We start from the raw sequence: 12,534 nt of genomic DNA, 5'->3' as shown, positions 1-12,534 counted from the left end.
GTTTCGCTTCGGCGTTTGGCGTCGTCTTGGCACTGATTTCGACCGGCGTGTGCGCAGAGAGCAAGATCGGATTCGTGAATTCGGATCGTGTCATGCGTGAGGCGCCAGCTGCGGTGCAGGCGCAGGGTCGACTCGAGAAGGAATTCGCAGGGCGCGACAGTGAGTTGCAAAGCATGGCCAAGGAATTGCAGGCCATTCAGTCGGATCTGGAGAAGAATGGTCTGACCATGTCGGAAGCTGACCGCCGCAAGAAAGAACGTGATTTCGGCGATCTGAATCGCGATTTTCAGCGGCGCCAGCGTGAGTTCCGTGAAGACCTCAACCAGCGCCGCAATGAAGAACTTGCCGCAGTGCTTGACCGCGCAAACAAGGCGGTCAAGACGATCGCGGAGCGGGAGAAGTACGACATCATTTTTCAGGAAGCCGTTTACGCCAGCCCGGCGATCGATATCACCGACAAGGTGATCAAGGAACTCGGTGGCAGCAAGTAACGATCAGGTCGCTGAGGCCCGCCTCACTGTCGAGAGAATCGTCGCCCGCCTTGGCGGGCGTTTCTCTGGGGACGGCTCGATCGAAATCCGCCATGTTGCTACGTTGGAAGATGCTCAGTCAGGAGACCTGAGTTTTCTCGCGAATCCGAAGTACCGACCCGCGTTGCAAGCGACTTCTGCTTCTGCAGTGATCGTGGATGAGCACACGGAAGTGCCGGGGAGTCTGACGGTTATTCGTACGGACAACCCCTATCTGTACTTCGCCCGAGCCGTTGCCCTGCTTCATCCCGCGCCTGAAGTCTCCGCGTCGATCAGCAGTTCAGCTGTGGTATCCGGAGATGTTCATCCCGATGCGTACGTTGGTCCCGGCGCAGTGGTCGATATTGGCGCCGTCGTTGAGGCGGGGGCCGTCATCGGGCCGAATTGCGTTATAGGCCGGGGCGCGCTAGTAGGGGCTCATTCCCGGTTGGTTGCCAATGTGGTCGTCTACGACGGCTGCCGTCTGGGCAGGCGATGCCTTGTTCACGCCGGTGTCGTGATTGGTGCGGACGGGTTCGGTTTTGCCAGAACGAATGATCATGCCTGGGAAAAGTTTCCGCAGGTCGGGTCGGTAAGCATCGGGGACGATGTGGAGATCGGTGCGAACACGACGATTGACCGCGGCGCGCTGAGCGACACCATCATCGGTAATGGTGTGAAGATCGACAACCAGATCCAGATCGGGCACAACGTTGAAATCGGTGATCACACCGCCATCGCCGGATGCGTCGGCATCGCGGGCAGCACGAAAATCGGCAAGCGTTGCATGATAGGCGGTCAGGCCGGCATCATTGGGCATCTGACCATCGGCGATGATGTGGTGATCTCTGCGGGCACGTTGGTCACCAAATCCATCACCAAGGCGGGGGTGTATACCGCCAATCTACCGCTTCAGTCGCATGCGGACTGGGTGCGTAATTTTTCTCGGCTGCGACATCTGGATGCGATGGCACACAGCCTCAAGGAACTCGAAAAACGGCTTGACAAGGGAGAACACGAGTCGTGACCGTCATGAATATCAACGAAATTTCAAAATATCTGCCTCACCGGTACCCGTTCTTGCTGGTCGATCGTGTCCTTGAGATGGAGCTCAACAAGCGGGTGGTCGCGATCAAGAACGTGACCATGAACGAGCCGTTTTTTCCCGGTCACTTCCCGCATCATCCGGTCATGCCGGGCGTCCTCATCGTCGAAGCAATGGCACAGGCAGCCGCTGTCCTCTCATTCAAGAGCATGGGGGTGATGCCCAACGATGATCAGGTGGTCTATTTCGCGGGCATCGACAACGTGCGCTTCAAGCGACCGGTGACGCCGGGCGATCAATTGGTGATGGAAGTCGAAATTACCAACAACAAACGGAACATCTACAAGTTCCATGGAGTCGCACGCGTCGATGGTGAAGTGGCGGCTGAAGCTGATCTCATGTGCGCGCTCAAGTCCCTGTGATGATTCATCCGACTGCCATCGTAGATCCGGCCGCGCGTCTGGAGGCAGGCGTCGAGGTCGGGGCCTATTCCATCATCGGCCCCGATGTTGAAATCGGCACCGGAACGCGTGTTGGCCCGCATGTAGTCATCGAAGGGCATACCCGCATCGGACGCGACAACGAGATTTTCCAGTTCTGCTCGATTGGCGCCCAGCCGCAGGACAAGAAATACGATCGGGAAAACACGCGTCTGGAGATCGGCGATCGAAACACGATTCGCGAATTCTGTTCTTTCAACGTTGGTACGTCGCAAGACGCCGGAGTCACGCGGGTCGGGAACGACAACTGGATCATGGCCTACGTGCACGTGGCCCATGATTGCCAGGTCGGCAACAACACGATCTTCGCGAACAATGCCACGCTGGCCGGTCACGTCCACGTCGGCGACTGGGCGATTCTGGGGGGCTTTACGGGCGTTCACCAGTTCGTACGCGTTGGCGCGCATTCGTTCTGCGGTGTTGGTACCGTACTGTTACAGGATCTGCCTCCTTACGTCACGGTTTCAGGCAACCCGGCCAGTCCCCGGGGTATCAATAGCGAAGGGCTCAAGCGCCGGGGTTTTTCGGGTGACGATATCCGCGCCATCAAGCGTGCCTACAAGCGTCTCTACCGTGACGGGCTCAGTCTCGAAGACGCGCGAGTCGCGATTGCCGAGGCCGCGCAGGTGGATTCGGCCGTCGTCCTGTTTTCCGAATTCATCAGCAAGACCGATCGCGGACTCGTCCGCTAAGCGTTCATGAAGCCCATTCGCATCGCCATGGTCGCCGGCGAAGCCTCCGGCGACATGCTGGCGAGCCACCTGATGACCGCGCTGAAATCCCGTCTGCCGGAGTTCGCCTGTTATGGCATCGGCGGCCCCAAGATGGAGAAATGCGGATTCGAGGCCTGGTGGCCATTCGATCGACTGGCCGTGCATGGCTACGTTGATGCACTTAAGCGCTATCGAGAACTGTCCGCCATTCGGCGAACCCTGCTCAAGCGCCTGCTCGCCGATCCCCCCGACCTCTTCATCGGTATCGACGCGCCTGATTTCAGTCTCTGGCTCGAAAAGCGGCTGCGCGAGAAGGGGATCAAGACGGTTCATTTTGTCAGCCCGTCAATCTGGGCCTGGCGTGGCGGTCGTATCAAGAAGATCAAACAGGCGGTCGATCATATGCTCTGCCTGTTTCCCTTCGAAAAGCCGATCTACGATGGTGCCGGGGTGCCCGCCACCTACGTCGGGCATCCGCTCGCCGACGAATTTCCGCTGCATCCGGACCGGGAGGCAGCACGCTTGCGGCTGCGTCAGCCGGAACAGGTGCCTGTGTTCGCGTTGTTGCCCGGCAGTCGCGATTCCGAAGTGCGCAACCTGGCCCCGCTTTTCATTGCGGCCGCCAAACTGATCGCGGAGCGCTTTCCAGAATCCCGCTTCCTTGTTCCCCTTGCGACCCGAACGACGCGGGAAATCTTTGAACAGTGCCTGCGTGATGCCGAGGCAACCGAATTACACCTGCATGTGCTCTTCGGCCATGCGGTCGATGCCATGACTGCCGCTGACGTGGTGGTGGTGGCCAGCGGCACGGCTTCGCTTGAAGCTGCATTGCTCAAAAGACCGATGGTGATCAGCTACCGGATGGGCGGGCTGCAGTACCGCCTGATGAAGCGGCTCGCTTATCTGCCGTGGGTCGGGTTGCCGAACATTCTATGCAATGAGACGCTTGTGCCCGAGTTGCTACAGGACGATGCAACGCCTGAGCGTCTGGCCGATGCTGTGGTGCAGTGGATGGAAGACAAAGCGGCTCGGGAAACGCTTGAGGTGCGCTTCATGAATCTGCACCAGATGCTGCGTCAGGACACGGCAAGCAAGGCGGCTGACGCCGTGCTGCCCCTGCTCGGGGTTGAGAACGATGCATCCTGAGCTGTTGTGCGGTGTCGATGAGGCAGGGCGTGGCCCTCTGTGCGGGTCCGTGGTTGCGGCCGCGGTCATTCTGAATCCGGACAGTCCGATCGAGGGCCTGACAGACTCGAAGAAACTCTCCGAGAAGCGACGCGAGCACCTGGCCCTCATCATTCGCGAGCGCGCGCTCTCCTGGGCGATTGCCGAGGCGACGGTCGAGGAAATCGATAAGCTCAACATTCTGCACGCCTCGATGTTGGCGATGAAGCGAGCGGTCGAAGCGCTGTCGATGCGCCCGGATCGTGTGGTGGTGGATGGCAATCGCTGTCCGGATATCGCTTTGCCGGTCACTGCCATGGTGAAGGGCGATTTGCTCGAACCGGCGATTTCGGCCGCATCAATTCTCGCCAAAACCGAGCGGGATGCTCAGATGCGTGCACTGGATCGGGATTTTCCACAGTATGGGCTGGCAGGGCACAAGGGTTATCCGACCGCCGCGCATCTGGCGGCAATCCGCGTGCACGGGATCGCACCGTTCTACCGAAAGAGTTTCGGCCCGGTTCGCGCGATCTGGGAAAACCCGTCATTGTTTGACGAGTAACCGTACTGATGAAGCAGATCTCGTCGCGCGAGAATCCGCTAATCAAGCGAATTCGTGCCTTGTCCAACAGCACCCGTGACCGCAAGAAGTTTGGTCAGACCGTACTCGACGGTGATCATCTGCTGAGTGCGGCGCTGGCAGCTGGCCGTGTGCCGGAGGCTGTGGTGGTCTCTGATCAGGGCCTGCTTCGACCTGCGATCGCAGCAGTGGTCGAGCGGGCCGAAACGGATTGCCCGGTGTCGGTGGTGCCGGCTGCATTGCTGGACCAGATCAGCCCTGTCGCAAGCACGGCCGGTGTATTGGCGATCGTTCCGATGCCAGAGGCTTCTTTACCGCCAGACAGTGGCGACGCGATCTTGCTCGACCAGGTGCAGGATGCAGGTAATCTCGGCACACTCATGCGCAGTGCCACGGCAGCAGGGATACGTCATGTGTTGCTCACGCCAGGATGTGCGCAGGCCTGGTCGCCCAAGACACTTCGCGCCGCCATGGGAGCGCATTTCGTGTGCGAAATTCACGAGGGCCTGGATGCGGACGCATGGCTGAGCGCCTACGAGGGTGAAGTGTTCGCAACGTGTCTGGGGGCAGGGGCAGCTGATCTGTTCAACGCCGACCTCACGCCGCAGGGGGTCTGGTTGTTTGGTGCCGAAGGGGCAGGCTTGTCGCCCGTGCTGCTCGCGCGGGCAACCCGGCGGTTGACCATCCCGATGCCGGGCGGAATCGAATCACTGAATGTCGCCGCCGCTGCCGCGGTGTGTCTCTTCGAGCAAGTTCGCCAGCGCCTTAGCTGCTGATCAACGTAGCGCAGTGCGCATCATCTGACATAAACAATCACAATAAAATCAAACGTGTGACATAGTTCCGCGAAGCAGTGGCGTGTCTTGAGGACATTAGCGGTGTGGGCTCGATACAGGGCCTACCGACGAGGGAGACGAACCGTAAGAGTTCGCAAACGTCGGGTACAAAAACAGCACCGATGGAGAAGACATATGCTTGCTTACGCCAAAGCCGACAAAGGCTTCGCGGAAATCGAATCCCGTTCTTTCGGCTTGTCCCCCAAGCTGCGCCGGGTGCTCATCCTGATTGACGGCCGTCGCACATTCGAGTCACTCAAATCGATGCTCAGCTTCGAGGGCCTCGAAAAAATGCTCGACGATCTGACCTCTCAGGGCTTCATCAAGAAGGTTGAGTTGGCCGGTGCGGCTGAAGCTCCTCTCGAGTCTGCGGGCGCGCCCGAAGCTGAAGCACAAGCCGATCCCTTCGCGTCCCTGCCGGTCGATCGTGATTCAGCCGATCTGGAGAAAGCGAAGAACTTCATCATCAACACCCTGGTGCACTTCCACGGTCAATACACCAAGATGGATCTGATGCGCTCGGTCAAAGCGTGCAGCACGCACTCCGAACTGCGCGAGCATTACGCCGACTGGCTGCGGTGTATGCACGAGTCGCGTCAGGCAGAAAAGCGTCTGCCGGACCTGACCAAACAACTCCTTGATGTGATCTGACGCACCCAGATCGCTTGGGCCTCAGCCCAGGCGATTGTCGGCGAGATGGTAGTGGGGGTCTTCCATGAGGTTGACCTCCACCATGTCGCGTGCCTTGCCCAGCAACTCGAGACAGTCCGGGCTGAGGTGGCGTAGATGCAGCCGTTTGCCGGCGGCACGATAGCGCTCTGCAAGACTGTCGATGGCTTCAAGGCCGGAATGGTCCATCACGCGGGCATGGGCAAAATCGACGATCACGTCGTCCGGATCGCTGAGCGGCGAAAACAAGGCCATGAAATTCTGTGTGGAGGCGAAGAAGACCGATCCGTGCAGATCGTAGGTCTTCCATCCGTTGGTTTCGGTGCGTGTGTTCGCGTAGATCGTTTTGGCGTGTTGCCAGGCGAACGCCAGCGCCGAGATGATGACCCCGACAAGGACGGCAATCGCCAGGTCGGTCAGTACCGTCACGACGGTGACCGCAATGATGACGAAGGCGTCATGCTTCGGCACCTTGTGCAGGACACGCAAGCTGGCCCATTCGAAGGTCTTTTCAGACACCACGAACATCAGTGCAATCAGCGCGGCCAGCGGAATCTGTTCGATCAGCGGCGACGCGAACAGGATGAAGCTGAGCAGAAACAGGGCTGCTGCGATCCCGGACAGCCTGCTGCGTGCGCCATTGCTGATGTTGATCATGCTCTGACCAATCATGGCGCAGCCCCCCATGCCACCGAAGAAGCCGGTGACAACGTTGGCGACCCCCTGACCGACGCACTCCCGGTTCGGTTGCCCGCGGGTGTCGGTGATTTCGTCGATCAGGTTGAGCGTGAGCAGCGATTCGATCAGGCCGATGGCCGCAAGAATGGCGCTGTAGGGCAGAATAATCTGAAGCGTTTCGAGGTTCAACGGCACCATGGGCAGGTGGAAACTCGGCAAGCCGCCCTCAATCGATGCCAGGTCACCGACCGTGCGCGTGTCGATGTCCAGAAAGATCACGGCGAGCGAGACGGCAACGATGCCCGCAAGCGATGAAGGCACGGCTTTTGTCAGCCGTGGCAACAGGTAGATGATTGCCATGGTGATCACGATGAGTGTGCCCATGATAATCAGTGCGTCGCCCTGAAGCCATTGACTGGTGCCGTCTTCGGCCACGACCCGGAAGTGTCCGAACTGCGCCAGGAAAATCACGATGGCCAGCCCGTTCACGAAACCAAGCATGACAGGGTGGGGCACCATTCGGATGAATTTACCCAGCTTGAGCGCGCCGAAGGCAATCTGGAGACAGCCCATGAGCACGACCGTGGCAAACAGGTACTCCACGCCATGGGTGGTCACGAGCGCAACCATCACGACGGCCAGTGCGCCAGTGGCGCCCGATATCATGCCCGGGCGACCACCGATGGCTGCAGTAATGAGCCCCATCATGAAAGCAGCATAGAGCCCGGTGAGGGGGTGGACGCCGGCGACGAACGCAAAGGCGATGGCTTCGGGCACCAGTGCAAGCGCGACAGTGAGGCCGCTGAGCAGGTTGGTCTTGATCTGTTGAGGCGTGAGCGTGGGTGACACGGGCAACTCCGTTGATCGGGCACGAACGCGTCCTGGCAAGGCAGGCTGCCGAAACAACAGCGATGGAGTTCCTTTGGAAGGTGCTGCGATGCGCAATCAGCGCGGGCGATCAGTGCTGGGGTTTTGTTGAAAAATTGTGCTTTGCACAAATAGTAGCACCGATTCAAACAGTTGAGTGAGGATTACGCCCGGCGCGTGTGCTCAATCGGGGATGCTGAGACTCTCGACAGATGCCGGATTGCCGTCTGCCTGGAACACGACCGTGCCGAGCAGTGGCGCCCCGATGCGTGTTTCGATGGCCTGCACGTTCTGATCAAAACGCAGCATGTGAGGATCGATCTGGTTGGCGATCCAGCCGGCGAGCGTGAGTCCGCGTGCGCGGATGGCTTCCGCGGTCAGCAAGGCATGGTTGATGCAGCCGAGTCGCATTCCGACAACAAGAATCACCGGCAGGCCGAAGGAAACCGCCAGGTCAGCCGTATCCCGTGTCGGTCCGAGGGGGACCCGGAATCCCCCGACACCTTCCACGAAGACGGCGTCGGCGCGCGAACACAACTGTGCGTACGCATTCAGGACAAGCGCCTCATCGATTGCGACGCCTTCTTCTGCTGCAGCGATGTGCGGTGCGATCGGGGATGAAAGGCAGATGGGGTTGAGCAGTTCCAGGCCCGGATCGAAGCTGCCGGCGCGGCGAAGACTGGCGGCATCCTCATTGATACGTTCCCCGGCGATCATGTCGGCACCTGCGGCAATGGGTTTCATGCCGAGCGTGACCAGGCCATGGCGTCGTGCAGTGTGAATGAGGGCGGCGGTGCAAAAGGTCTTGCCGATCTCGGTATCGGTACCGGCAACAAACCAGCTTCGCGTCATGTCGATTTCCTCAAGGAAAGGAGCAGGGCATCGTAGGTGGCCGGCAGTGTGCCATCGGCCCGTCGATGGGTCTCGTAGGCTGCTTCGAGCGCGCGCCATGCCCGTTTGCCCAAGGGAGTCGTCCGACGGCCGCCCCCCACGGCGTGGGCGCCGATGGCCTTGATGTCCTTGAGCAGGGTGCGCAGGGTCGGCGCAGTCGCGGCACGGTCGACTTGTCGGGCCATGACCACCTCCAGCCCCGCATGGCGGGCGGTTGCCAGCCAGTGGTCCATGGCGTGGAATTCAATGACGTGCCGTGCCGTATCGACCTGACCGAAGGCGGCCTTGAGTTCGAACAGGGTACGCGGGCCCAGGGTCGCAATCCATGCGCGCGCACCGGGCGCCATCACCCGGGCGAATTCCTTGAGGGCGAGCGCCGGCTCACACCACTGGATCGCCAGGGAGGACCAGATGACATTGATGCTGCGCGAGGCCAGGGGCAGTCGCTGCATATCCGCACAGAGACGATGGCAGGCGCCGCCGGGGGCAATGGTGGCGAGCATGCCGGGCGCGAAATCGAGCGCCAGGTGCTGTTGTGGTTTCAAGGCGGCGACGATCCGGTTGGCCCCACGGCCGGTGCCACATCCCGCGTCGAGGAAGGCCGGGGTGACACGCGGCAGATCCTGGCGGGCGACGTCGAGCAAATCGTCGCAGATGATCTGCTGGACCTGCGCGGCAGCGTCATAAGTCGTGGCCGCACGATCGAACGCGGCGCGTACCAGCGCCTGGTGAGTGGGGTCAACCATCGAGAAAACGGCGAACGAGGCGGCGGAATTCTTCGGGTCGGGAAAGGAAAGGCGCGTGACCGGCGTCGTCGAAGCAGGTCAGCTGAGCGCTTTCGATATGGTCAGCCAGCCAATGAGCGGCGCCCTCCGGCATCAGGGCATCCTTCGATCCATGGAAGATGCGAACCGGACAGCCGATGCGCGAAAGTTCGCTGCGCAGATCGATCGTACTGAGCAGATCGAGTCCACGGGCCAGTGTTCCGGCGTTGTCCGAATCCACTGGAATTAGCGCCTTCCCGAGTTCTCGGGAGAGGCCTTTGCGGTCGGCCTCACCCATGGCCTGGAGCGCGACAAATCGCTTCAGTGTCTGCGAGGGATCAGTCGCGAACTCATTCCTGAAACCGGTGACGGTGTCAGCGTCCAGGGCGTGGGTCCATCCCGGCTGCTGCACGAAACAGGGGGTGGTGCCCACGAGCACGAGTCGCGACACCTTGTGCGGATGATCGATCGCGATCCGCATGGCCAGTTGTCCGCCGAGCGACCAGCCGATGACGGCGCTTTGGTCGGGAATGGCGTCAGCCAGCTTGGCGACCCAATCGCCCTCATCGATGGCGCGATCGCCGTGCGCGTCGTGTCCGGGCAGTGCCGGTGTGAAAACCTCGCGTGTCGCTGCGAAACCGGCGCGAAGCGACGTCCAGACGGCTGGAGACATGCCCCAGCCGTGAATCAGGGTCAGTGGCCTGTTCATTGCGGCACCTGAATGGTGTTCAGTGCCGCGAGCAATTGATCGACGTCTGCGTCGGTGTGCTTGGCGCAAAGGCTGACACGCAGTCTTGCGGTGTCTTTGGGGACCGTCGGCGGCCGAATCGCCGGGACCCATATCTGTTGAGACCACAGGTGTTTCGCCACGCCAAGCGCGGTGTCGTTGTCGCCGAGCAGCACGGGCTGGATCGGCGTGCGCGAGGGCATCAGTGTCCAGCGGCTGTCGCCGAGGCCTTCAGCCAGCTGTGCTTCGAGGTCGAGCAGGCGAGCGCGACGGGCATCGCCCGACTCGATCAGGTCGATGGCGGTGAGCAGGGCATGTGCAATCGCAGGTGAAGCGGCGGTGGTGAAGATGTAGGTGCGCATGTGCTGCATCAGAAATTCGATCACGTCGCGCTGCCCCGCAGCAAAGGCGCCGGAAACGCCAGCGGCTTTGCCCAGCGTGCCAATGCAGATCAGACGCCAGCTCTGGAGGCCGGCTTCGGCAAGCGCACCGCGTCCCTGTGGGCCGAGCACGCCAAAACCGTGGGCGTCGTCCACCACCAGCCAGGCATCGTGCGCCTCGGCGAGGTTCAGCAGGGCTTCGAGCGGCGCGATGTCGCCATCCATGCTGAAAACGCTGTCGGTGAGAATCACTTTGCGCTTGGCATTGCTGCTTTTCAGCAGGCGCTCGAGCGCAGCAACGTCGCCATGGGCGTACCGGTGATGCTCGGCGCGGGAAAGCATGGCGCCATCGACCAAGGATGCGTGATTGAGCCGGTCGGCGAAAATGGCATCGCCCCGGCCAGCCAGTGCGGCGGCAATGCCAGCATTGACCATGTAACCCGTCGAAAACGAGAGCGCCGCTTCGACCCCCAGGAAAGACGCCAGTCGCGCTTCGAGCGCCTCATGTACAGCATAGTGGCCGCTGACCAGATGGGAGGCGCCCGCGCCGGTGCCCCAACGGCGCGCGCCGGCTTCGAGAGCTGCGGCGAGGGCAGGCTCGCTGGCCAGACCGAGATAATCGTTGCTGCAGAAGGCCAGCATCGCTTGCCCATCGACCGTTACCCGGGGCGCGCAAGGCGTCTCGATGATGCGACGCACCCGCAGGAGCGATTGCGCCTCGCGCTCGGCGAGCGCGGCGCGGATGGTGTCGAGCTGGTTCATGAGGTGAGGGTGGCGTCCAGGGCCTTGAGCGCGCCATCGACAAGGTGCGTAATGTCATCGCTCTCGACGATGTAGGGCGGCATGAAATACACCGTATTGCCCAGCGGCCTCAGCAGCAGTTCGCGATCAAGGGCGTTCTGGAAATAGCGGGTTGAAAACCCGGCGTCGGCGTCCGCCACATCGAAGGCGACGATCATGCCGCGCTGGCGGAGGTGGCGTACCCGCGGATGCTTGGCAAAGGCTACATGGCTGGCATTGCCAAGCAGGGTGGCGCGTCTGCGATTGGCCTCAAGTACGCTGTCTTTGTCGAAGATATCGAGGGTGGCCAGGGCGGCGCGGCACGCCAGGGCATTGCCGGTGTAAGAGTGCGAGTGCAGGAAGCCCCGGCGCACGTCGTCATCGTAGAAACAGGTGTAGATGTCGTCGGTTGTCAGGACCAGCGACAAGGGCAGATAGCCCCCCGAAATGCCTTTGGACAGGCAAATGAAATCAGGCCAGATATCGGCCTGTTCGCAGGCAAAGAAAGTGCCCGTGCGGCCGCAACCCACCGCAATCTCGTCGGCGATCAGATGCACCTCATAGCGATTACACAACTCGCGGACTCGTTGAAGATAGTGCGGATCGTACATGGCCATGCCGCAGGCGCCCTGAACCAGCGGCTCGACGATGAAGGCGGCAATGTCGTCATGATGCTCGTCGAGATAGTGCTCAAGCTCGAGCGCCGCGCGTTCCGCGACATCTGCGGCACTCTCGCCTTCTTCGGCGGCTCGGGCGTCGGGCGACATGACGGTCGCGCCGGCTTGAATTAGGGGAGCGTAGGCATCCCGAAACAGCGCAACATCGGTCACGGCAAGTGCGCCGACCGTCTCGCCGTGATAACTGCCACTGAGACTCAGGAATCGGGTCTTGCCACTGCGCCCCTGGTTGCGCCAGGCGTGCATGCTCATCTTGAGCGCGATTTCGGTCGCCGACGCACCATCGGAGGCGTAGAACGCATGCCCCAGGGCGCGGCCGGTGAGGGCGGAGAGACGCTCCGAGAGCTGCACCACTGGCTCGTGGGTAAAGCCGGCGAGCATGGCGTGTTCAAGGGTCTCGAGCTGTTCGCTGATCGCGTCGTTGATGCGCGGATTGCAGTGGCCGAACAGATTGACCCACCAGGAACTCACCCCATCGAGGAGGCGTCGTCCGTGTTCGTCATAGAGCCAGATGCCCTCGCCACGACTGAGTGGGACCAAGGGCAGTTGTTCGTGCGATTTCATCTGGGTGCACGGATGCCAGACGGCCTGGCGGGATCGCTCCAACAGGGGTTTGCCGGACATGATTCTCGAACGCTTGTGGCATGGAACCCGGCAATGGTCCGGGAAGCCGGGCTGACTGTCAAACCGGCGCGACGCGTGCGCACGGGCAAGTCGACACCGGCATTTTTGCTAAGATCGTCGGCATTCAATC

General features: G+C 61.1%; 14 protein-coding genes. 8 read left to right on the top strand and 6 right to left on the bottom strand.

All coding sequences use genetic code 11. From position 1 onward, the window contains the following. Positions 1–26: 26 nt before the first annotated feature. The 8 genes from J0W34_RS11445 (at position 27) to J0W34_RS11410 (ending at position 5,998) form a co-directional block, all read left to right on the top strand. Positions 27–491 carry an OmpH family outer membrane protein gene (locus J0W34_RS11445; protein WP_407941171.1) on the top strand — a complete coding sequence of 155 codons (465 nt, stop codon included), beginning with the start codon at positions 27–29 and terminating at the stop codon, positions 489–491. Further along, positions 478–1,536: a UDP-3-O-(3-hydroxymyristoyl)glucosamine N-acyltransferase gene (gene lpxD / locus J0W34_RS11440; RefSeq protein ID WP_230968891.1), complete on the top strand. Its 1,059-nt coding sequence runs from the start codon at positions 478–480 to the stop codon at positions 1,534–1,536. Before J0W34_RS11445 ends, lpxD begins: the two co-directional genes overlap by 14 nt. A 5-nt stretch (positions 1,537–1,541) precedes the next feature. Next, positions 1,542–1,976 (top strand): 3-hydroxyacyl-ACP dehydratase FabZ, encoded by a 435-nt coding sequence (gene fabZ / locus J0W34_RS11435; protein ID WP_227814397.1) that lies wholly within the window; start codon positions 1,542–1,544, stop codon positions 1,974–1,976. After that, positions 1,976–2,746: an acyl-ACP--UDP-N-acetylglucosamine O-acyltransferase gene (gene lpxA, locus J0W34_RS11430; RefSeq protein WP_230968890.1), complete on the top strand. Its 771-nt coding sequence runs from the start codon at positions 1,976–1,978 to the stop codon at positions 2,744–2,746. Before fabZ ends, lpxA begins: the two co-directional genes overlap by 1 nt. Before the next feature lie 6 nt (positions 2,747–2,752). Next, positions 2,753–3,913 (top strand): lipid-A-disaccharide synthase, encoded by a 1,161-nt coding sequence (gene lpxB, locus J0W34_RS11425; RefSeq protein ID WP_230968889.1) that lies wholly within the window; start codon positions 2,753–2,755, stop codon positions 3,911–3,913. Further along, positions 3,903–4,493, top strand: coding sequence for a ribonuclease HII (rnhB, locus tag J0W34_RS11420; RefSeq protein WP_230968888.1), 591 nt, complete (start codon positions 3,903–3,905; stop codon positions 4,491–4,493). The genes lpxB and rnhB overlap by 11 nt, the downstream gene beginning before the upstream one ends. 8 nt (positions 4,494–4,501) lie before the next feature. Further along, positions 4,502–5,287, top strand: a complete 786-nt coding sequence (locus tag J0W34_RS11415) for a TrmH family RNA methyltransferase (RefSeq protein ID WP_230968887.1) — start codon at positions 4,502–4,504, stop codon at positions 5,285–5,287. 195 nt (positions 5,288–5,482) lie between these two features. Next, on the top strand, positions 5,483–5,998 hold the full coding sequence (locus J0W34_RS11410; RefSeq protein WP_227814402.1) for a hypothetical protein: 516 nt from the start codon (positions 5,483–5,485) through the stop codon (positions 5,996–5,998). Positions 5,999–6,019: 21 nt separating this feature from the next. Here J0W34_RS11410 and J0W34_RS11405 read toward each other — a convergent pair whose 3' ends face one another. From J0W34_RS11405 to bioA, 6 genes are all read right to left on the bottom strand, one after another. Then, positions 6,020–7,543 (bottom strand): SulP family inorganic anion transporter, encoded by a 1,524-nt coding sequence (locus tag J0W34_RS11405; RefSeq protein WP_230968886.1) that lies wholly within the window; start codon positions 7,541–7,543, stop codon positions 6,020–6,022. Positions 7,544–7,744: 201 nt separating this feature from the next. Then, the gene (gene bioD / locus J0W34_RS11400; protein WP_230968885.1) at positions 7,745–8,413 is read right to left on the bottom strand and encodes a dethiobiotin synthase; all 669 of its coding nucleotides are present in this window, start codon (positions 8,411–8,413) and stop codon (positions 7,745–7,747) included. After that, on the bottom strand, positions 8,410–9,198 hold the full coding sequence (locus J0W34_RS11395) for a methyltransferase domain-containing protein (RefSeq protein ID WP_230968884.1): 789 nt from the start codon (positions 9,196–9,198) through the stop codon (positions 8,410–8,412). The genes bioD and J0W34_RS11395 overlap by 4 nt, the downstream gene beginning before the upstream one ends. Then, positions 9,191–9,925 carry an alpha/beta fold hydrolase gene (locus J0W34_RS11390; RefSeq protein WP_230968883.1) on the bottom strand — a complete coding sequence of 245 codons (735 nt, stop codon included), beginning with the start codon at positions 9,923–9,925 and terminating at the stop codon, positions 9,191–9,193. Before J0W34_RS11390 ends, J0W34_RS11395 begins: the two co-directional genes overlap by 8 nt. Next, positions 9,922–11,085 (bottom strand): 8-amino-7-oxononanoate synthase, encoded by a 1,164-nt coding sequence (gene bioF / locus J0W34_RS11385; protein WP_230968882.1) that lies wholly within the window; start codon positions 11,083–11,085, stop codon positions 9,922–9,924. Before bioF ends, J0W34_RS11390 begins: the two co-directional genes overlap by 4 nt. Continuing rightward, positions 11,082–12,404 carry an adenosylmethionine--8-amino-7-oxononanoate transaminase gene (gene bioA / locus J0W34_RS11380; RefSeq protein ID WP_230968881.1) on the bottom strand — a complete coding sequence of 441 codons (1,323 nt, stop codon included), beginning with the start codon at positions 12,402–12,404 and terminating at the stop codon, positions 11,082–11,084. The genes bioF and bioA overlap by 4 nt, the downstream gene beginning before the upstream one ends. Positions 12,405–12,534 lie beyond the last annotated feature (130 nt).

It is taken from the genome of Nitrogeniibacter aestuarii (assembly GCF_017309585.1).
Lineage (GTDB): Bacteria > Pseudomonadota > Gammaproteobacteria > Burkholderiales > Rhodocyclaceae > Nitrogeniibacter > Nitrogeniibacter aestuarii.
The sequence above is the reverse complement of the archived record's forward strand: the minus strand, read 5'-3'. Positions and strand labels throughout refer to the sequence as shown.

What these genes read in the sequence shown, in the direction of transcription:
- lpxA (WP_230968890.1), top strand. Translation starts at nt 1,976, where the DNA reads ATGATTCATCCGACTGCCATCGTAGATCCGGCCGCGCGTCTGGAGGCA.
- fabZ (WP_227814397.1), top strand. Translation starts at nt 1,542, where the DNA reads ATGAATATCAACGAAATTTCAAAATATCTGCCTCACCGGTACCCGTTC.
- J0W34_RS11390 (WP_230968883.1), bottom strand. Translation starts at nt 9,925, where the DNA reads ATGAACAGGCCACTGACCCTGATTCACGGCTGGGGCATGTCTCCAGCC.
- J0W34_RS11410 (WP_227814402.1), top strand. Translation starts at nt 5,483, where the DNA reads ATGCTTGCTTACGCCAAAGCCGACAAAGGCTTCGCGGAAATCGAATCC.
- lpxB (WP_230968889.1), top strand. Translation starts at nt 2,753, where the DNA reads ATGAAGCCCATTCGCATCGCCATGGTCGCCGGCGAAGCCTCCGGCGAC.
- bioD (WP_230968885.1), bottom strand. Translation starts at nt 8,413, where the DNA reads ATGACGCGAAGCTGGTTTGTTGCCGGTACCGATACCGAGATCGGCAAG.
- bioF (WP_230968882.1), bottom strand. Translation starts at nt 11,085, where the DNA reads ATGAACCAGCTCGACACCATCCGCGCCGCGCTCGCCGAGCGCGAGGCG.
- rnhB (WP_230968888.1), top strand. Translation starts at nt 3,903, where the DNA reads ATGCATCCTGAGCTGTTGTGCGGTGTCGATGAGGCAGGGCGTGGCCCT.
- J0W34_RS11395 (WP_230968884.1), bottom strand. Translation starts at nt 9,198, where the DNA reads ATGGTTGACCCCACTCACCAGGCGCTGGTACGCGCCGCGTTCGATCGT.
- bioA (WP_230968881.1), bottom strand. Translation starts at nt 12,404, where the DNA reads ATGTCCGGCAAACCCCTGTTGGAGCGATCCCGCCAGGCCGTCTGGCAT.
- J0W34_RS11415 (WP_230968887.1), top strand. Translation starts at nt 4,502, where the DNA reads ATGAAGCAGATCTCGTCGCGCGAGAATCCGCTAATCAAGCGAATTCGT.